Here is an 18,399-nt window from a genome sequence, read left to right as displayed (position 1 = left end):
TGACTATGGCTTATCAATCACAAGATATTATCCGTCGCTCTGCGACCAATGGCTTTACCCCACCGCCGCAGGCGCGCGATCACCAGCGCGAAGTGGCGAAACTTATCGATGTCACCACCTGTATCGGCTGCAAAGGCTGCCAGGTCGCCTGCTCTGAGTGGAACGACATCCGCGATGAGGTCGGCCACAACATCGGGGTTTATGACAATCCCACCGACCTGACCGCCAAATCCTGGACGGTGATGCGCTTTTCCGAAGTCGAAGAGAACGGCAAGCTGGCCTGGCTGATTCGCAAAGATGGCTGCATGCACTGCGCCGATCCCGGCTGCCTGAAAGCCTGCCCGTCGGCAGGCGCCATCATTCAGTATGCCAACGGCATCGTCGATTTTCAGTCGGAGCAGTGCATCGGCTGCGGCTACTGCATCGCGGGATGCCCGTTCAACGTGCCACGGCTGAATAAAAAGGATAACCGCGCCTACAAATGCACCCTGTGCGTGGATCGCGTCAGCGTCGGTCAGGAACCCGCCTGTGTGAAGACCTGCCCGACCGGTGCCATCCATTTCGGCAGCAAAAGCGACATGCTGACGCTGGCGGAGGAACGTGTGGCGGAGCTGAAGTCACGCGGGTTTGCGCAGGCTGGCCTCTACAACCCGGAAGGCGTGGGCGGCACCCACGTGATGTATGTGCTGCATCATGCGGACAAGCCTCAGCTCTATCACGGCCTGCCTGCGAATCCGGGCATCAGCCCGACCGTGACCTTCTGGAAGGGGATCTGGAAACCGCTGGCAGCGGTCAGTTTTGCCGCGACGTTTGCCGCCTCAATCTTCCACTATGTTGGCGTTGGCCCGAATCGCGTCACTGAAGAGCACGACGACAACGACGATCAGCCTGAGGAGCATCAATAATGAAGAAACCCGATCATCTGGTGCGCTATCGCGCACCTGAACGCATCAATCACTGGATCGTCGCGATTTGCTTTGTCATGGCCGCGTTAAGCGGATTAGGGTTTTTCTTTCCGTCGTTTAACTGGCTGATGCAGATCTTTGGCACGCCACAACTGGCGCGTATTCTGCATCCTTTTGTCGGCGTGGTGATGTTTGTCGCTTTTATGCTGATGTTTTTACGTTACTGGAAACACAACCTGATTAATCGCGATGACCTTTACTGGGCCAGAAATATTCACCGGATTGCGCTGAACGAAGAGGTCGGTGATACCGGTAAATATAACTTTGGTCAGAAGTGTGTGTTCTGGGCTGCTATCATCAGCTTAGTATTGCTGCTTGCCAGCGGCATTGTGATCTGGCGACCCTACTTTGCTGATGCCTTTGTCATTCCGCTGATTCGTCTGGCGCTGGTTGTGCATTCGGTGTCGGCGGTGGCGCTGATCATCGTCATTATGGTGCATATTTATGCTGCATTGTGGGTCAAAGGCACACTGACCGCGATGGTGGAAGGCTGGGTCAGCGCCGAATGGGCCAGACAGCATCATCCTCGATGGTACCGTGAGCAGCGTAATCCGCCAATAAAACAGGAAAAACGCCCCTGATGAGTATTCGCATAATCCCGCAGGACCAGCTGGAGAAAGGCGAAAAGACAACGGCGGAGATGATTCCGCCGTTACTTTTTCCACGGCTGAAAAATTTATACAGCCGTCGTGCCGCGCGACTGCGCGACCTGGCGGCGAAAAATCCACTCGGCGACTATCTGCGCTTTGCGGCGGTGATCGCTGAAGCACAGGAGATTGTGCTGTATGACCATCCGCTGCACATCGACCTGCATGCCCGACTGACGCAGAGCGCCAGCGAGGGCAAGCCGCCGCTGAACATCCATACCCTGCCGCGCGATGCACACTGGCAACGGCTACTGCACTCGCTGATTGCCGAGCTGAAGCCGGAGATGAGCGGTCAGGCACTGGCAGTGCTGGAGAATCTGGAGAAGGCGTCAGCCACCGAGCTGGAAACCCTGGCCAGCGCGCTGTTTACCGGCGAATATGCGCAGGTCAGCAGCGATAAAGCCCCCTTTATCTGGGCGGCGCTTTCGCTCTACTGGGCGCAGATGGCGGCCCTGATCCCGGGCAAAGCACGCGCGGAGATGGGCGATCAGCGCCAGTTCTGTCCGGTCTGCGCCAGCATGCCGGTCGCCAGCGTGGTGCATATGGGCAGTCATGAAGGTGCGCGCTATCTGCACTGCAATCTGTGCGAAAGTGAATGGCACGTGGTGCGCAGCAAATGTACCCAGTGCGAACAGTCCCGCGATCTGCACTACTGGTCGCTCGACAGCGAGCATGCGGCGGTGAAGGCAGAGAGCTGCGGCGACTGCGGCACCTACCTGAAGATGCTCTATCAGGAGAAAGATCCGGCTATTGAACCGGTGGCCGATGACCTGGCGTCGCTGATACTCGATGCAAAAATGGAGCAGGAAGGCTTCGCACGCAGCAGTCTCAATCCCTTTATGTTTCCTGGCGAATAGTCACTGAATCCGGAGAACCCGATGAAACTGATTGGCAGCTATACCAGCCCGTTTGTGCGTAAGATTTCGATTATCATGCTGGAAAAAGGCATTACGTTTGAATTCGTTAACGCATCGCCTTACAGCGATGACAGCCACGTGCCGCACTACAATCCGCTGGGCAAAGTCCCGGCGCTGGTCGCTGACGATAAGCAAATCTGGTTCGACTCCAGCATCATCGCCGAATTTCTGGAACTGCGCGGCGCGGAGCCGGCTCTGCTGCCTGCCGATCCGCTTGAGTCACTTAACATTCGTCAGCTGGAGAAGCTGGCGGATGGGGTCAGTGATGCCGCGCTGGTGATCGTGCGCGAACAGATGCGTCCGGGGGATTTGCAGTCGGAAGAGGTGCTGTTGCGTAATCGTGAAAAAATTCAGCGCAGTCTCGATATGCTGGAAGCGAAGGCCGCAGAGGGCAAATGGCTTAACAACGGTCAGCTTAATCTGGCGGATATCGCCACCGGATGTATGATCGGCTACCTCAACTTCCGCCGCGTGGTGCCCAACTGGTGTGTTGAGCGTCCGGCATTGGTTAAGCTGGCGGAAACGCTGTTTGAGCGCGAGAGCTTTGCGCGGACGACGCCGCCTGCGGCGTGATGGGTGCGGTGGCTGGCAGCTGTCAGTTTCATACCCTGCGGAGTCACTCTCTCAGAAATCGGATATTTACAGATGGCGTTGCGAGTATCCGGTTTTCAACAACGCGCCAGCGCATTTTACCAGCGGTTCAGCCACGGTCATTACCGGATAGGGTAAAACCATACAGATTAGAGAGGAATTCAGGGATCTTCAGCACAACTGAAACGCAGGCAATCCACTTCATCTGCAGTCGTCAGCCAGAGCTGAGCATTAAGACAGGTGCTTTGAGTAAACACGCTATCGGGAGGCCCTCCCGGCCTGAAAAATCCCATAAAAAAAGGGACGATTGCTCGTCCCTTTTCCGCACTACGCTAAGAGGATTACTGCAGCAGCGAGATATCCGCGACCTGCAGGAACAGCTCACGCAGTTTTGACAGCAGCGTCAGGCGATTGACCCGCACTGCCTGATCGTCGGCGTTCACCATCACTTTGTCGAAGAAGTTGTCTACCGCGGTACGCAGCTGGGCCAGTTCGACCAGCGCATCCTGATAGCGGCCTTCAGCAAAGTAAGGTTGCAGCTTGCTGCTCAGTGCGGTGACAAAGGTCGCCAGCTGGATCTCTTCGTTCTCTTTCAGCAGCGATGCCTGCACGCTTTCATTCAGCGTTTCGGTCGACTTTGCCAGTATGTTAGAGACGCGCTTGTTCGCCGCTGCCAGCGCTGCAGCGGCTTCCAGCGTACGGAAGTGCGACACTGCTTTCATACGTGCATCAAAGTCAGCCGGACGGGTCGGACGACGCGCCAGAACTGCCTGCAGCGTATCGATGCTGTGACCCTCTTCCTGATACCAAGTGCGGAAGCGACCCAGCATAAAGTCGATCACATCATCCACCACGCGAGCGTTGCTCAGCTTGCTGCCATACAGACGCACCGCTTCTTCGGTCAGCGTTTGCAGGTCGAGCGGCAGGTTCTTCTCAACGATGATACGCAGCACGCCCAGCGCCGCACGACGCAGTGCGAACGGATCTTTGTCGCCTTTCGGATGCTGACCAATGCCGAAAATACCGGCCAGCGTATCCATTTTATCGGCAATCGCCAGCGCACAGGCGACCGGGCTGGATGGCAGATCGTCACCGGCAAAGCGCGGCTGATACTGCTCGTTTAGCGCAACCGCCACATCTTCGGCTTCGCCGTCGTGACGCGCATAGTGCATGCCCATCACGCCCTGGGTGTCGGTGAACTCGAAGACCATGTTGGTCATCAGGTCACACTTCGACAGCAGGCCCGCGCGGGTAGCGTGATTCACATCGGCGCCAATTTCACCGGCAATCCAGCCCGCCAGGGTCTGAATGCGATCGGTTTTATCGCGCAGCGTGCCCAGCTCTTTCTGGAACAGCACCGTCTCCAGACGCGGCAGATTATCTTCCAGACGTTTTTTGCGGTCGGTATTAAAGAAGAACTCCGCATCGGCCAGGCGTGGGCGTACCACTTTCTCGTTGCCGGAGATAATCTGGCGCGGATCGCTGGATTCGATGTTGGTGACGAAAATGAAGTTCGGCATCAGGTTGCCGTCATTGTCGTAAACCGGGAAATATTTCTGATCGCCTTTCATGGTGTAGACCAGCGCTTCCGCAGGCACCTTGAGGAATTTCTCTTCAAAGGTCGCGGTCAGGACGACCGGCCACTCCACCAGCGACGTCACCTCTTCCAGCAGGCTGTCGCTGATATCGGCGTTACCGCCTAAGCGACGTGCGGCCGCTTCGGCATCAGCTTTAATCATCGCTTTGCGGACCTGATAGTCGGCAATGACCTGGCCGCGTTTTTCCAGCACATCTGGGTACTGATCGGCGTTGTCGAGCGTGATTTCGCTTTCACCCATAAAGCGGTGACCACGAATAACGCGATCTGACTTAATGCTCAGAATAGTGCCAGGAATCAGCTCATCGCCCAGCAGCATCGTCACGGTGTGAACCGGACGAACGAATTGCACATCGCTGTCGCCCCAGCGCATCAGTTTTGGCACGGGCAGCTTGCTGAGTGCTGTCGCAATCATCGCCGGCAGTAGTGCCTGAGCCGCTTCGCCTTTGACCTGGGCGCGATAAAACAGCCATTCGCCTTTATCGGTGGCGAGGCGTTCAGCCTGATCGACCGTAATGCCGTTGCCACGCGCCCAGCCTTCTGCGGCTTTGGTGGCGTTGCCGTCAGCGTCAAACGCCGCAGCGACCGCCGGACCGCGCTTCTCCACTTCCCGATCGGGTTGTGAGGCGCTCAGGTTTGCGACTTTCAGCGCCAGACGACGCGGCGCAGCAAACCAGCTGACCTCGCCGTGGCTCAGGTTGGCGGCATCCAGTTCAGCGGTAACCTGCGCGGCAAAGGCTTCTGCCAGGCTGCGCAGGGCTTTTGGTGGCAGCTCTTCGGTGCCGATCTCCACCAGGAAAGTTTGTTCAGTCATGGCTGCCTCTTACTTTTTGTTATTGCACATCGGGAAGCCCATTGCCTCGCGAGAGGCGTAGTAAGCTTCAGCCACGGCTTTGGTCAGAGTACGAATGCGCAGAATATAGCGCTGACGCTCTGTTACCGAGATCGCTTTGCGGGCATCCAGCAGGTTGAAGCTGTGTGCCGCTTTCAGAATGCGTTCGTAGGCGGGCAGTGGCAGCGGTTTTTCCAGCGCCAGCAGATGCTGCGCCTCTTTCTCGTACTGCTCGAAGCAGGTAAAGAGGAAATCGACGTCGGCGTATTCGAAGTTATAGGTGGATTGCTCCACTTCGTTCTGATGAAACACGTCGCCGTAGGTAGTTTTGCCCAGCGGGCCATCGCTCCAGACCAGATCGTAAACGCTGTCGACGCCCTGAATGTACATCGCCAGACGCTCCAGACCGTAGGTGATCTCACCCGTTACCGGCTTACACTCCAGGCCGCCAACCTGCTGGAAGTAGGTGAACTGCGTTACTTCCATGCCGTTGAGCCACACTTCCCAGCCGAGTCCCCAGGCACCCAGCGTCGGGTTTTCCCAGTTATCTTCTACGAAGCGAATGTCATGCACCGTCGGATCCATACCCAGCTCTTTCAGCGAGCCGAGATAGAGCTCCTGAATGTTGTCCGGTGACGGCTTAATGATCACCTGAAACTGGTAATAGTGCTGCAGACGGTTCGGGTTTTCACCGTAGCGGCCATCGGTAGGACGGCGGGATGGCTGCACGTAGGCGGCGGCGATCGGCTCCGGGCCGAGTGCACGCAGGCAGGTCATCGGGTGTGAAGTGCCAGCGCCCACTTCCATGTCCAGCGGTTGGACAATGGTGCAGCCCTGACGCGCCCAGTAATCCTGCAAGGTCAGGATCAGCCCCTGAAAGGTTTTGGTATCAAACTTTTGCATGTTAAGTGTGCACGCGCTTCGGTTAGATTAAAAAAAGAGGCCGACAGTATACCCTTTGACCGCGCGATGTGCAGCCGTAAATCCCGGACGGTTCCAGCGCGTTTTCACGGTAATTTCGGGGGCCGGCATACAGATGGCTCCGAATCCTGCTGGCAGCGGTTGTTGCTCTGGTCGCATTTGACTACCCTTTTGCGCACGGAGCTATGCGCAAGAGGACGCCATGCCGCAAAAGATTTACTGGATCGACAATTTACGCGCGGTTGCCTGCCTGATGGTGATCGTGATTCACACTACTACCTGGTATATCACTGGCCCGATGGCGGTAACGGGTACCACCTGGGATGTGGCGAATCTGCTGAACTCCGCATCACGCGTCTGTGTTCCGCTGTTCTTTATGATCTCCGGCTATCTGTTCTTCGGTGAACGCAGCGCCCAGCCGCGCCATATGCTGCGGCTGGTGCTCTGCCTGCTATTTTACAGCGCGGTCTCGCTGGCCTATATCACCTGGCTGACGCCGATCAGCGAAGGACGGTCGATCCTGAAGATGCTGCAGAAGCCGGTGTTTTATCACCTCTGGTTCTTCTTTGCGTTGATTGGCATCTATCTGATGTCGCCGCTGATTCAGGTGAAAACCGTGCAGGCACGCTATGTGGCGCTGCTGGTGCTGGTGCTGGCGGTGCTCGCTAATCCGAATACGGCCAGCCAGTCGCTGGGCCCGTTTCATTTTCTGCCGGTGAATCTTTATGTCAGCGGGGACAGCATTTACTACCTGCTTTATGCGCTGCTGGGACGGGCGATCGGCACAATGGACACGACCCGGCGCGGTCTGACGCCGCTGGCGGCCGGGCTGTTTATCGCCTGCGTAATTGGCATTACGTTAGGGACGAAAAAGGCGCTGATCGTCAACGGAGCGTTTAACGATACCTGGTATCTCTACTGCGGACCGCTGGTGTTTATCGCGGCCATTAGCCTGCTGATTGTGTTTAAAAACAGCCTGAATCAGCGCACGCTGCCCGGTTTTACGGTGATTGCACGCTATTCACTGCCGATCTACGGCTTTCACGCGCTGTTCATTCACTATCTGCGTACGCATCACTACGATGATATGTCGCGTCCGTGGCTCGACCTGCCCTGGGTGTTCGGGCTGACGCTGGGCGGCAGTCTGCTGCTGGGGATGGCGCTGAAACGTGTCGATACCCGTCACTTCGTCAGTTGATCGGTTTCCCGCTGGCGGGCGCGTCGCAGCTGGCGCGCCGATGAAAATCCCGCCGCCAGCGCCGCTTTTTCGGCCGATTCCCCCTGCTGCTGACGCTGGCGCGCCACGCCAACCCGCAGCTGCTCATGGTATTCCCGCACGCTGATCCCCAGATGCTGACGAAACAGCCGCGCCAGATGGCGGCTGCTGACGTGGGTGCGCCCTGCCAGCTCGGTCAGCGTCCAGCCGTGTTCAGGATGGGCAATCATCAGATCCTGTGCCCGATGAATGGCCGGATGCATATGATTGCGGTAACGCAGCCAGGGTGAAAGCTGCGGATCGTCCCCGGCGCGGCGGAACCAGACCACCATTTCCCGCGCCACCGCCAGCGCGGTAGGCGTATCGCAGAGCTGCTTCACCAGATGCAGCGCCAGATCGATGCCCGCCGTGATGCCCGCGCTGGTCCAGATATTCTCATGCCCGACAAACACCCGATTCTCCTGCACCCGTGCGCGCGGGGCGGCTGCTTTCAGGCGGGCGATCACATCATGATGGGTGGTGCAGGGCACCTCATCCAGCATGCCTGCCTGCGCCGCCAGCAGTGCCCCCGAGCAGACGCAGACCAGCATAAAGGTCTGCGCGCGCAACGCGGCGTGCTGGCGCATCAGCCAGTCGCGTGCTTCTGCGGCTTGCTGTGTGGAATAACAGATCTGTGAGTCAAAGACGCCCGGCACCACCAGCAGGCTCCCGGCGGGCAACTGTTCCGGTAAAGGTTCGATGCCGCCAATAGTCATGCCGGTGGAGCAGACCACCTCCGGCTGCGGGCCGATGTAGCGCAGCGTAAAGCGATCGCCCGCCAGCTTCAGCGTCTCGGCAGGGCCGGTCAGATCCAGCGCCATGACACCGGGCAGAGTTAAAAACCAGACGGTATGCGTCATGCTGGCTCGCTACATTAGATCCCAGCCGCGGGCGCGCCACAACGCAGGCAGCTGCGCCATGTCGTCGAAGCGCGTCACCAGCGGATGGTCCAGTTCAGGGTTGTGCGGGTCAGCGCAGTAGTAGTAGACCGGAATGCCGGCGGCGATACCGGCGCGGGCACCCGCTTCGGAGTCATCCACCAGAATGCAGCGCTCAATCGGCACCTGCATCTGTTCCGCCGCGTGATACATCAGTTCCGGATCGGGCTTCCAGTGCAGAATGTCATAGCCGCTATAAAGGTGCTCCTCAAACAGCGGCAGCATGCCGGTTAAGCCCAGCGAGTGCTGCATCTTTTTTACCGTCCCGTTTGAGACCACGCACATCGGCACTTTGATCTGCTCAACCAGCGCTTTTGCGCCTGAGATCGGCTGCAGTTGCTGATCAAACAGTCGCGCGACTTCCGCGCGATAGGCGGTTTCCACCTCTTCCATCGGCAACGTCACCTGATGTGCATCACCCACGTCACGAATGATGTCGTAGAGTTTGACGCCCTTATACTTTTCAAACATCTGCTGCAGCGACAGCTCGAGACCATAACGGGCAAAGGTGTTGACGTAGGCCTGGGTGCAGAGCAACTCACTGTCCACCAGCGTGCCATCGCAATCAAAAAAGACGCATTCAACTGACATCAGACTCTATCCTTCGATTCAGGGGGGTGCTCCACACTCTACCGCACTCAGCGCAGATTGCGAGACTGGCAATCGGTTGCGAAAAATCATTGTATTGCCCCGGTAAAATCGCCAGGATACGCGCCGATGATTTTTTCTTCTGGATGGATGGCATGAGCAAGCAAGGCGTTTTGCAGCGCATCTTCAGGCTGCAGGAACACGGCACCACGGTGCGCACCGAAGTGATCGCGGGTATCACCACCTTTCTGACGATGGTCTATATCGTCTTCGTCAACCCGCAGATCCTCGGCGTCGCCGGCATGGATACCCAGGCGGTGTTTGTGACCACCTGTCTGATTGCCGCCTTCGGCAGCATTCTGATGGGGCTGTTTGCCAATCTGCCGGTGGCGCTGGCCCCCGCAATGGGCCTGAACGCCTTCTTCGCTTTTGTGGTGGTCGGGGCGATGGGCTATTCGTGGCAGGTCGGTATGGGCGCGATCTTCTGGGGCGCGGTCGGCCTGCTGATCCTGACGCTGCTGCGGGTTCGCTACTGGATGATTGCCAATATCCCGCTGAGCCTGCGCGTTGGCATTACCGCCGGTATCGGTCTGTTTATCGCCATGATGGGGCTGAAGAACGCCGGTATTATCGTGCCGAATCCCGATACCCTGGTGGCGGTAGGCAACCTGACCTCGCACAGCGTGCTGCTGGGTGCGCTGGGCTTCTTTATTATCGCCATTCTGGCATCACGTAATATCCACGCGGCGGTGCTGATCTCAATGGTGATCACCACCGGTATTGGCTGGATGCTGGGCGACGTGAAGTTTGTTGGCCTGTTTTCAGCGCCGCCGTCGATTACGTCGGTAGTGGGTCAGGTTGATATCAAAGGCGCGTTTAACATTGGCATGGCAGGCGTGATTTTCTCGTTTATGCTGGTCAACCTGTTCGATTCATCCGGCACGCTGATCGGCGTCACCGACAAAGCGGGACTGACCGATGAAACCGGCACCTTCCCGCGGATGCAGCAGGCGCTTTATGTCGACAGCATCAGTTCGGTGAGTGGCGCGCTGGCGGGCACCTCATCGGTGACCGCCTATATCGAGAGCACTTCGGGCGTGGCGATTGGTGGCCGTACCGGCCTGATGGCTGTGGTGACCGGCCTGCTGTTCCTGCTGGTGACCTTCCTGTCACCGCTGGCCGCGATGGTGCCCTCCTACGCTGCCGCGGGTGCGCTGATTTATGTGGGCGTGTTAATGACCGCCAGCCTGTCGCGCGTGCGCTGGGACGATCTGACCGAAGCGGTTCCGGCGTTTGTGACCGCCGCCATGATGCCCTTCAGCTTTTCCATCACCGAAGGGATTGCGCTGGGGTTCATTGCTTACTGTGTCATGAAGCTGGGTACCGGCCGCTGGCGTGAGATCAGCCCCTGCGTGGTGATTGTTGCGCTGCTGTTTGTGCTGAAGATTGTCTTTATCGACGCGCACTAAGCGCAGTCAGAGCCGCAACCCACCGGTTGCGGCTTTTCACATTTCAGGATGCAGATTGCGCTCGCTGGGCAGACTGGTCAGCCGCAGGGCATGAGGCCCGATGTTGGGCTTACCCATCTCAATTTCACGTAATGCACGCCATTCAAAGTCGTTATCCATCTCCCACAGGTACAGCCGCTGCGTCGCAGACGACAGCGCACACGACCAGACCAGCATGGGTTCCGCATCACACACCACCTGAATGTCGGGATAGAGTGACGATCGCAGCCGACCGGCACCCGGCAGCAGGCGCAGCGAATCCAGTCCCCGATCGCCTTCTCCCGTCAGCTTGAGAATGCTCTGGCGTAACGTCCAGATCTGCGTCACCGCTTCCATGGCATCCTGCTGGGCATTAATCCAGGCGATTTCGCCCGACGTTAATCCCTGAATCAGCTGCGCCTGCGTCTGACGGCTCCGCGCATGCACAATCTCCATATCCAGACCGGCACGTCCACCCTCTTCAGCCAGCAGTACACCCACCGTATTGCCCGCATAGGCAATGCTGAAATCGGGCAGATCGCTGTCAGCAAACACGGGACGTCCGTTGCTCTGGATAATCAGCCGTGGCAGCTCTTGAATACCATAAACGCGCAGCATCAGCTGTGCCAGTAGGGTTCGCGCGGCAAGGAAACGTCCACGGCGTTTGTCAGCGAACTGCTGTGCCGTGTCGGTAATCGCCTGGGGAATGCACATCTCTTTAGCCGGGAAGCCGGGATCGCCCGTCCAGCGTACAAAATGACCAGCCATCTGTCGCTCCGTGAAAATGGTCAGATAATCATCAGAAACATTGTAGGAATTTTCCTACCTTATTGCACTCAGCAACAGCACAGATTGGGTTAAATTCAGAATAGGATGATCAGGCAGCACAGGCTGGCGGGAATGGTTCAGAGTTACGCGCCGCGAACCGAATCGCGACGCGGGCCGCATCAGGCGAAGCGGCTTGCCTGCTCAAAACTCAGACGCGGCAGGCGCGGATGAAGTTTTGATGCCTCACCGTAACCGAGGTTAATCAGCAGGTTAACCTGATACTGGCCGTCGGGGAAAAAGGCATCATTGATTTTGGCCGGATCGAAACCGGACATCGGACCGGCATCCAGACCCAGCGAACGGGCTGCCAGGATCAGGTAACCCGCCTGCAGGCTGCTGTTACGGAAAGCCGTCTCTTTCGCTGCTTCCGGGCTGCCGGTAAACCAGCTGCGCGCATCTGCATGCGGGAACAGCGCAGGCAGCTGCTCATAGAACTCACGGTCCCAGGCCACGATCACCGTAACCGGCGCGCTCATGGTTTTGTCCAGATTGCCGGACGAGAGGGCCGGTTTCAGCTTCTCTTTGCCTTCCGCTGAGGTGACGAAAACAAAACGCGCAGGCAAGCAGTTCGCCGAGGTCGGCCCCAGCGCCGTTAAGGTATAGAGCTGTTCCAGCAGGGCGTTATCGACCGGCTTATCCTGCCAGTAACTGTGGGTGCGGGCGTCATTAAACAGCGTATCCAGTGCGGCAGTGTCGAGCGGTGTACTCATGCAACTCTCCTTTTTCAGGCAAAAATTTCGCCTGACGGTGTTCACGTAGTGGGTTTGCGTGCGGCCCGACACGGCGGGATGAAGCGGGATTCACTCACCGCGATCATAGCCGCACGTCAGATCGGCGCATCTACCGTTATACGACAACGCGGTGCCGCCGCAAAATAACATATCAGCAAGAATCAACGCAGAGGCGGGAATAACAGGGGAGGCAGCGAGACGGGAAATCAGGCCTGACAGCGCGATGCCGCCAGGCCCGGAAAGCTATTTACCAATACAGAAGCTGGAGAAGATACGGCCCAGCAGATCGTCAGAGGTGAATTCACCGGTGATCTCGCTTAACGCCTGCTGAGCAACACGCAGCTCCTCCGCCAGTAACTCACCGGCCCGGGCACCGAGCAGCTGTGCTTTCCCCTGCTGTAAGTGTGTGGCCGCCAGCTCCAGCGCCTGCAGATGGCGACGACGCGCCAGGAAGCCACCTTCCATGTTGCCCGCGAAGCCCATGCTCTGCTTCAGGTGATCCCGCAGCGCATCGACGCCCTCGCTGGTGCGTGCCGACAGGCGAATCAGTGAGTGACCGTTTACTTCTGTCAGGCCCAGCGCTTCACCGGTAACATCCGCCTTATTGCGCACCACGGTAATTGGCAGCTCCGGCGGCAGACGGGAGACAAAATCGGGCCAGATAGCCGCCGCATCGGTGGCATCGGTGGTGGTGCCATCTACCATAAACAGCACGCGGTCAGCCTGTTCAATCTCCTGCCAGGCGCGCTCAATGCCGATGCGTTCGACTTCGTCGCTGGCCTCTCGCAGACCGGCGGTATCGATAATATGCAGCGGCATGCCATCTATATGAATATGTTCACGCAGTACGTCACGGGTGGTGCCCGCAATGTCCGTAACGATAGCGGCGTCACGGCCTGCCAGCGCATTCAGCAGGCTCGATTTGCCCGCATTAGGCCGGCCCGCAATCACCACCTTCATTCCTTCACGCAGCAGGCTGCCCTGACGCGCTTCGGCACGGACCGCATCCAGGTCCCCGATCACCGTATTCAGCTGTGCTTCAATTCGGCCGTCAGAGAGGAAATCGATCTCTTCATCCGGGAAGTCGATAGCCGCTTCGACATAGATGCGCAGGTGAGTGAGCGCTTCCACAAGATGATTGACGCGGGTGGAGAACGCGCCCTGCAGCGAGTTCACGGCCGAACGCGCCGCCTGCTCAGAGCTGGCATCGATCAGGTCGGCAATCGCTTCGGCCTGCGCCAGATCGAGCTTGTCGTTCAGAAACGCACGCTCAGAGAACTCACCCGGCTGAGCGATACGCACGCCCGGCAGCGCCACGATGCGCTTCAGCAGCAGATCGAGAATTACCGGGCCGCCGTGGCCCTGCAGCTCCAGCACATCTTCGCCGGTAAAGGAATTGGGGCCAGGAAACCACAGCGCAATGCCCTGATCCAGCACGCTGCCGTCGCTGTCAGTGAACGGCAGATAATCGGCGTATCGCGGCTTAGGCAGTTTACCCAGCAGCTGGCGGGCGACCTCTGCCGCCTGGGCACCGGAGACGCGCAGAATGCCGACGCCGCCGCGTCCGGGCGGTGTTGCCTGGGCAACAATGGTATCGCTGTGGCTCATAAATTTTCTCTCGCTACAAAAAACACAGGCGGTCGCTTTGACCGCCTGAGAATAGACTATTTTAGAGCGGGATGGCTCCCGCGCTGGATCGCTTACGCTTTCTTCTTGTCGCGGCTATGCAGACCACGTTTTTCCAGGCCGCGATAAATCAGCTGCTGCTGGAGAATGGTTACCAGGTTGCTGACGATGTAGTACAGCACCAGACCTGACGGGAACCACAGGAAGAACACGGTGAAGATCACCGGCATGTAAGTCATGATCTTCTGCTGCATCGGATCGGTCACGGTGGTCGGTGACATCTTCTGAATGAAGAACATGGTGATGCCCATCAGAATCGGCAGGATGTAGTACGGGTCCTGCGCTGACAGGTCATGGATCCACAGAATGAATGGCGCATGACGCAGTTCAACTGAGCCTGACAGCATATAGTAGAGCGCCAGGAAGATTGGCATCTGAATCACCAGCGGCAGACAGCCACCCAGCGGATTCACTTTCTCTGCTTTATACAGCGCCATCATTTCCTGGCTCTGCTTCTGCTTGTCATCACCCAGACGCTCACGCATCGCCTGAATCTTCGGCTGCAGCATGCGCATCTTAGCCATCGAGGTGTACTGCGCTTTGGTCAGCGGGTACATGATGCCGCGCACGATGAAGGTGATCACGATAATGGAGAAGCCCCAGTTACCGATGAAGCTGTGGATAAATTTCAACAGCTTGAACAGCGGCTGAGAGATAAACCACAACCAGCCGTAATCCACGGTCAGATCAAGGTGCGGCGCAATCGCGGCCATCTTGTCCTGAATTTCCGGGCCGACCCACAGCGTTGCACCCAGATTCTGCTGAGCGCCTGCAGCGATGGTGACCGGTGCAGATTTATAGCCAATCGCTGCCACGCCGTTACCCAGGTTGCTGGTGTAAAGGGTGTTGGTGCCTTCAGTACGCGGAACCCATGCAGTCGCAAAGTACTGCTGCAGCATCGCCACCCAGCCATTGCTGGTGGTTGCGTTCAGGTTCTCGTTGTCCGCGATGGTGTCGAATTTATACTTCTCATATTTCGACTCGCTGGTGGAGTAGGCCGCGCCACGGAAGGTGTGCAGAGCAAAGTTGTTGCTGCCGGTATCGCGATGCTTAGGCAGATCAATCGTCTGCTTCAGCTGGCCAAACAGTGACACTTCCAGCGGCTGCTGAGTGGTGTTGTTGACATGATAATCGACATTAACGGCATATTCGCCACGCTTGAAGATGAAGGTTTTGGTGTAAACCACGCCATTTTCAGCGGTATAGGTCATCGGCACACGCAGTTCGGACTGGCCATCAGCCATCTCGAAGTGATCCTGCGCAGTGGTGAACAGCGGACGCGCACCGTTGTTCGGGTTATCCGGACCATTACGACCGGTTAAACCACTCTGAGCCTGATAAAGGAACGCTGGCGTTGTTTCAAGCAGCTGGAACGGCTGGTCTGAACCCAGTTTGTCCGGGAAAGTCAGCAGCTGTGCCTGTTCAACATCACCGCCGCGGGTGTTGATATTCAATGACAGGACATCAGTCTTAACGGTGATCGTCTGGCCCTGACCGCTGGCCGGTACACCCTGACTGGCGGTATCACCCGCTACGCTGTTGGTGCCCTGTGTGGTCTGCGTCTGCTGTGGCTGCGGAGCGTGGTCCGTCTGCCAGGCTTGCCAGATCATAAAGGTCACGAACAGAAAAGCGATGAGAAAGAGATTGCGTTGCGAATCCATCGTTAATGTTCTCTGGTATCAAAGGTTTTTGGCGGCACAGGATCGTCACCACCCGGGTTCAAAGGGTGGCATTTTAATACGCGTTTTAATGTCAACCAACTGCCTTTTATCAGGCCGAACCTGCGTAACGCCTCAATTCCGTAATGAGAGCAGGTCGGGTGAAACCGACAGTGTGGTCCCAGTAATGGACTGATACCGCGTTGATAGACGCGTATCAGGACGATCAGGAGCCGCGCGCCAGGCGACAGTGACGACGCCATAATTTCTCCAACGCTTCCGCCAGCATACGGTTATCCAGATCGGCAACCCCCTTCTTCGCGACCACCACGAAGTCCATCGACGGCAGTTCATGTTGACGCAGACGAAAGCTTTCGCGGGTCAATCGCTTGATCCGGTTGCGTTCATGAGCGCGTTTCACATGTTTTTTAGCGACGGTGAGACCGATGCGGGGATGCCCCAGCGCGTTAAGGCGGCCGAGAATAGTAATTTGCGGCGTGCCAGCCCGTTGTGGCTGCTGGAAGACGAAAGTGAAATGAGTGGGAGTTAACAAACGTAACTCCCTGGGAAATGCGAGCTTACCCATCAGGGCTTGCTTTATTACTTAGAAACGGTCAGACGAGAACGGCCTTTAGCACGACGACGTGCCAGAACCTGACGACCATTTTTTGTTGCCATACGAGCACGGAAACCGTGTGAACGGTTGCGCTTCAGTACGGACGGTTGAAAAGTGCGTTTCATGGCGGTTTCTACCTAAACTTGAAAATTTTCACTGGATGACGCGTTTCGGGCCAGTAAATCGACCTACGCCTCAATGTGTCTTTAATAAAGAGGCGGGATTGTAATAATTGTACAGTCCCGAGTCAATTTACTTCGCGTGTTGTCGTGCCTGAAAACCCGCATACAGCCCGCTGAGACCCGACGTTGCGCCTTACAGCATAATGTCGGGTGAAGGATTATACGGGCTCCGTTCCAAAGCGCAAGGATCGTACGGGATCTTATTGCGATCGGCTTGCCGGATCCTGGGGATAAAATGAGATGTCGCCCGAAAATTTAGCGCATTGCGCCAGATCCCTGCTGGTTTTTCCCGCAACTGGCGTAAACTTCTTTGCGCGTCTCCGGCCTGTGGATAAAAAGGATCAAAACTGTGTAGAAAGGGAAGATCTCTGTCTCGCTTTGCGCTATGATCCGCCCTTCCGCTGACGATCCTCCGGTGATTGCAGGACGGGAAACCGCTGATAGCGGTCGCAGGCGCTTTCTTAGCGTCTGTGTCAAAAATGAACGTTTCTTAGAGTAACGCCTACTATTCTTTTCGAATTTGTACGAGTGGAGTCCGCCGTGTCACTTACGCTTTGGCAACAGTGTCTTGCCCGTTTGCAGGATGAGCTTCCTGCCACCGAATTCAGCATGTGGATCCGTCCACTGCAGGCTGAGTTAAACGACAATACGCTTGCCTTGTATGCTCCAAATCGCTTCGTACTCGACTGGGTCCGGGACAAATACCTTAACAGTATCAATGCACTGCTGAATGAATTCTGTGGTCCGAACGTGCCTGCGCTGCGTTTTGAAGTGGGTACGCGCCCGGTTCAGCAGCCAGCGGCAGCGGTCAGCCAGCCGGTGATGGCCAGCGTCAGCGCGCCCGTCATGCCCGTGCAGAGTCACATCCGTCCGGCCCCAACGCAGATCCTGCGTCCCAGCTGGGATAATGTCCCGGCACCAGCCGACGTCACCTATCGCTCGAATGTGAATAACCGTCATAACTTCGATAACTTTGTCGAGGGTAAATCCAACCAGCTGGCGCGCGCGGCGGCACGTCAGGTGGCGGATAATCCAGGCGGCGCTTACAACCCGCTGTTTCTGTATGGCGGCACCGGTCTCGGCAAAACGCACCTGCTGCACGCGGTAGGCAACGGCATCATTGCCCGTAAACCCAATGCAAAAGTGGTTTACATGCACTCCGAGCGCTTTGTGCAGGATATGGTTAAAGCGCTGCAGAACAACGCGATTGAAGAGTTCAAACGCTATTACCGTTCTGTCGATGCGCTGCTGATCGATGACATTCAGTTCTTTGCGAATAAAGAGCGGTCGCAGGAAGAGTTCTTCCACACCTTTAATGCCTTATTAGAAGGCAATCAGCAGATCATCCTCACCTCGGATCGCTATCCAAAAGAGATCAATGGGGTGGAGGATCGTCTTAAGTCACGTTTCGGCTGGGGTCTGACGGTGGCGATCGAGCCGCCTGAGCTGGAAACGCGCGTGGCAATCCTGATGAAAAAAGCAGATGAGAACGACATTCGTCTGCCGGGTGAAGTCGCCTTCTTTATTGCCAAGCGTTTACGCTCTAACGTGCGTGAACTGGAAGGCGCGCTGAATCGCGTGATCGCTAATGCCAACTTTACCGGCCGGGCGATCACCATCGACTTCGTGCGCGAAGCGCTGCGCGATCTGCTGGCGCTGCAGGAAAAGCTGGTCACCATCGATAATATTCAGAAGACCGTGGCTGAGTACTACAAGATTAAGGTGGCGGATCTGCTCTCCAAGCGCCGTTCGCGCTCAGTAGCGCGTCCGCGCCAGATGGCGATGGCGATGGCAAAAGAGTTGACGAACCACAGCCTGCCAGAAATTGGCGATGCTTTTGGGGGTCGCGACCACACAACGGTGCTTCATGCCTGCCGCAAGATTGAGCAGCTGCGTGAAGAGAGCCACGATATCAAAGAAGATTTCTCTAATCTCATCAGAACATTATCTTCCTGACGCT

The 18,399-nt window shown here is 57.1% G+C and carries 18 protein-coding genes; 7 read left to right on the top strand and 11 right to left on the bottom strand.

Annotated features, from left to right (window positions below):
* The first annotated feature begins 5 nt into the window (after nt 1-5).
* Genes fdxH through AC6I8E_RS00350 form a run of 4 tightly spaced genes read left to right on the top strand, consistent with a single transcriptional unit; the run spans nt 6 to nt 3,102 of the window.
* Nucleotides 6-905, top strand: coding sequence for a formate dehydrogenase subunit beta (gene fdxH, locus AC6I8E_RS00365; protein WP_095706429.1), 900 nt, complete (start codon nt 6-8; stop codon nt 903-905).
* On the top strand, nt 905-1,546 hold the full coding sequence (fdoI, locus tag AC6I8E_RS00360) for a formate dehydrogenase cytochrome b556 subunit (RefSeq protein ID WP_013359617.1): 642 nt from the start codon (nt 905-907) through the stop codon (nt 1,544-1,546). The genes fdxH and fdoI overlap by 1 nt, the downstream gene beginning before the upstream one ends.
* Nucleotides 1,546-2,469 carry a formate dehydrogenase accessory protein FdhE gene (fdhE, locus tag AC6I8E_RS00355; protein ID WP_013359616.1) on the top strand — a complete coding sequence of 308 codons (924 nt, stop codon included), beginning with the start codon at nt 1,546-1,548 and terminating at the stop codon, nt 2,467-2,469. Before fdoI ends, fdhE begins: the two co-directional genes overlap by 1 nt.
* 21 nt (nt 2,470-2,490) lie before the next feature.
* A complete protein-coding gene (locus tag AC6I8E_RS00350; protein ID WP_013359615.1) occupies nt 2,491-3,102 on the top strand; it encodes a glutathione S-transferase in 612 nt (203 codons plus the stop codon).
* Nucleotides 3,103-3,461: 359 nt separating this feature from the next.
* On the opposite strand, the gene glyS is transcribed toward AC6I8E_RS00350, so the two are convergent.
* On the bottom strand, nt 3,462-5,531 hold the full coding sequence (gene glyS, locus AC6I8E_RS00345; protein WP_497824311.1) for a glycine--tRNA ligase subunit beta: 2,070 nt from the start codon (nt 5,529-5,531) through the stop codon (nt 3,462-3,464).
* A 9-nt stretch (nt 5,532-5,540) separates the two neighbouring features.
* Complete coding sequence (glyQ, locus tag AC6I8E_RS00340; protein WP_003849680.1) at nt 5,541-6,452, bottom strand: glycine--tRNA ligase subunit alpha; 912 nt, start codon at nt 6,450-6,452, stop codon at nt 5,541-5,543.
* A gap of 220 nt (nt 6,453-6,672) precedes the next feature.
* Between glyQ and AC6I8E_RS00335 the strand changes: the two genes are divergently transcribed.
* Nucleotides 6,673-7,668 (top strand): acyltransferase, encoded by a 996-nt coding sequence (locus tag AC6I8E_RS00335; RefSeq protein ID WP_033784378.1) that lies wholly within the window; start codon nt 6,673-6,675, stop codon nt 7,666-7,668.
* On the opposite strand, the gene AC6I8E_RS00330 is transcribed toward AC6I8E_RS00335, so the two are convergent.
* The gene (locus AC6I8E_RS00330; RefSeq protein ID WP_201252227.1) at nt 7,653-8,585 is read right to left on the bottom strand and encodes a GlxA family transcriptional regulator; all 933 of its coding nucleotides are present in this window, start codon (nt 8,583-8,585) and stop codon (nt 7,653-7,655) included. The two genes, AC6I8E_RS00335 and AC6I8E_RS00330, sit on opposite strands and share 16 nt — an antisense overlap.
* A gap of 9 nt (nt 8,586-8,594) precedes the next feature.
* Nucleotides 8,595-9,254, bottom strand: a complete 660-nt coding sequence (yieH, locus tag AC6I8E_RS00325) for a 6-phosphogluconate phosphatase (protein WP_497824310.1) — start codon at nt 9,252-9,254, stop codon at nt 8,595-8,597.
* 152 nt (nt 9,255-9,406) lie between these two features.
* Between yieH and AC6I8E_RS00320 the strand changes: the two genes are divergently transcribed.
* Nucleotides 9,407-10,720, top strand: a complete 1,314-nt coding sequence (locus tag AC6I8E_RS00320) for an NCS2 family permease (protein WP_033734757.1) — start codon at nt 9,407-9,409, stop codon at nt 10,718-10,720.
* Between the two features lie 36 nt (nt 10,721-10,756).
* Here the strand turns inward: AC6I8E_RS00320 and AC6I8E_RS00315 are convergent, their stop codons facing one another.
* From AC6I8E_RS00315 to rpmH, 7 genes are all read right to left on the bottom strand, one after another.
* Nucleotides 10,757-11,506, bottom strand: coding sequence for a 4'-phosphopantetheinyl transferase family protein (locus AC6I8E_RS00315; RefSeq protein WP_013359609.1), 750 nt, complete (start codon nt 11,504-11,506; stop codon nt 10,757-10,759).
* A gap of 179 nt (nt 11,507-11,685) precedes the next feature.
* Nucleotides 11,686-12,276: a malonic semialdehyde reductase gene (locus AC6I8E_RS00310; protein ID WP_497824309.1), complete on the bottom strand. Its 591-nt coding sequence runs from the start codon at nt 12,274-12,276 to the stop codon at nt 11,686-11,688.
* 264 nt (nt 12,277-12,540) lie between these two features.
* Nucleotides 12,541-13,905, bottom strand: coding sequence for a tRNA uridine-5-carboxymethylaminomethyl(34) synthesis GTPase MnmE (mnmE, locus tag AC6I8E_RS00305; RefSeq protein ID WP_497824308.1), 1,365 nt, complete (start codon nt 13,903-13,905; stop codon nt 12,541-12,543).
* Between the two features lie 92 nt (nt 13,906-13,997).
* The gene (gene yidC / locus AC6I8E_RS00300; RefSeq protein WP_013359606.1) at nt 13,998-15,644 is read right to left on the bottom strand and encodes a membrane protein insertase YidC; all 1,647 of its coding nucleotides are present in this window, start codon (nt 15,642-15,644) and stop codon (nt 13,998-14,000) included.
* 2 nt (nt 15,645-15,646) lie between these two features.
* Nucleotides 15,647-15,904, bottom strand: coding sequence for a membrane protein insertion efficiency factor YidD (yidD, locus tag AC6I8E_RS00295; protein ID WP_008926397.1), 258 nt, complete (start codon nt 15,902-15,904; stop codon nt 15,647-15,649).
* Complete coding sequence (rnpA, locus tag AC6I8E_RS00290; protein ID WP_008926396.1) at nt 15,868-16,227, bottom strand: ribonuclease P protein component; 360 nt, start codon at nt 16,225-16,227, stop codon at nt 15,868-15,870. Before rnpA ends, yidD begins: the two co-directional genes overlap by 37 nt.
* A gap of 14 nt (nt 16,228-16,241) precedes the next feature.
* Nucleotides 16,242-16,382, bottom strand: a complete 141-nt coding sequence (gene rpmH, locus AC6I8E_RS00285; protein ID WP_003849659.1) for a 50S ribosomal protein L34 — start codon at nt 16,380-16,382, stop codon at nt 16,242-16,244.
* Between the two features lie 597 nt (nt 16,383-16,979).
* On the opposite strand from rpmH, the gene dnaA reads away from it, so the two are divergent.
* The gene (dnaA, locus tag AC6I8E_RS00280) at nt 16,980-18,395 is read left to right on the top strand and encodes a chromosomal replication initiator protein DnaA (protein ID WP_013359605.1); all 1,416 of its coding nucleotides are present in this window, start codon (nt 16,980-16,982) and stop codon (nt 18,393-18,395) included.
* Nucleotides 18,396-18,399 lie beyond the last annotated feature (4 nt).

Source organism: Pantoea sp. X-Soil-YNGN-785, assembly GCF_059730585.1.
This window is presented reverse-complemented; position numbering and strand designations above follow the sequence as displayed.

What these genes read in the sequence shown, in the direction of transcription:
- yieH (WP_497824310.1), bottom strand. Translation starts at nt 9,254, where the DNA reads ATGTCAGTTGAATGCGTCTTTTTTGATTGCGATGGCACGCTGGTGGAC.
- yidD (WP_008926397.1), bottom strand. Translation starts at nt 15,904, where the DNA reads ATGGCGTCGTCACTGTCGCCTGGCGCGCGGCTCCTGATCGTCCTGATA.
- rpmH (WP_003849659.1), bottom strand. Translation starts at nt 16,382, where the DNA reads ATGAAACGCACTTTTCAACCGTCCGTACTGAAGCGCAACCGTTCACAC.
- AC6I8E_RS00330 (WP_201252227.1), bottom strand. Translation starts at nt 8,585, where the DNA reads ATGACGCATACCGTCTGGTTTTTAACTCTGCCCGGTGTCATGGCGCTG.
- fdoI (WP_013359617.1), top strand. Translation starts at nt 905, where the DNA reads ATGAAGAAACCCGATCATCTGGTGCGCTATCGCGCACCTGAACGCATC.
- yidC (WP_013359606.1), bottom strand. Translation starts at nt 15,644, where the DNA reads ATGGATTCGCAACGCAATCTCTTTCTCATCGCTTTTCTGTTCGTGACC.
- AC6I8E_RS00335 (WP_033784378.1), top strand. Translation starts at nt 6,673, where the DNA reads ATGCCGCAAAAGATTTACTGGATCGACAATTTACGCGCGGTTGCCTGC.
- fdhE (WP_013359616.1), top strand. Translation starts at nt 1,546, where the DNA reads ATGAGTATTCGCATAATCCCGCAGGACCAGCTGGAGAAAGGCGAAAAG.
- glyS (WP_497824311.1), bottom strand. Translation starts at nt 5,531, where the DNA reads ATGACTGAACAAACTTTCCTGGTGGAGATCGGCACCGAAGAGCTGCCA.
- fdxH (WP_095706429.1), top strand. Translation starts at nt 6, where the DNA reads ATGGCTTATCAATCACAAGATATTATCCGTCGCTCTGCGACCAATGGC.
- AC6I8E_RS00310 (WP_497824309.1), bottom strand. Translation starts at nt 12,276, where the DNA reads ATGAGTACACCGCTCGACACTGCCGCACTGGATACGCTGTTTAATGAC.
- AC6I8E_RS00315 (WP_013359609.1), bottom strand. Translation starts at nt 11,506, where the DNA reads ATGGCTGGTCATTTTGTACGCTGGACGGGCGATCCCGGCTTCCCGGCT.
- glyQ (WP_003849680.1), bottom strand. Translation starts at nt 6,452, where the DNA reads ATGCAAAAGTTTGATACCAAAACCTTTCAGGGGCTGATCCTGACCTTG.
- AC6I8E_RS00320 (WP_033734757.1), top strand. Translation starts at nt 9,407, where the DNA reads ATGAGCAAGCAAGGCGTTTTGCAGCGCATCTTCAGGCTGCAGGAACAC.
- AC6I8E_RS00350 (WP_013359615.1), top strand. Translation starts at nt 2,491, where the DNA reads ATGAAACTGATTGGCAGCTATACCAGCCCGTTTGTGCGTAAGATTTCG.
- mnmE (WP_497824308.1), bottom strand. Translation starts at nt 13,905, where the DNA reads ATGAGCCACAGCGATACCATTGTTGCCCAGGCAACACCGCCCGGACGC.
- rnpA (WP_008926396.1), bottom strand. Translation starts at nt 16,227, where the DNA reads ATGGGTAAGCTCGCATTTCCCAGGGAGTTACGTTTGTTAACTCCCACT.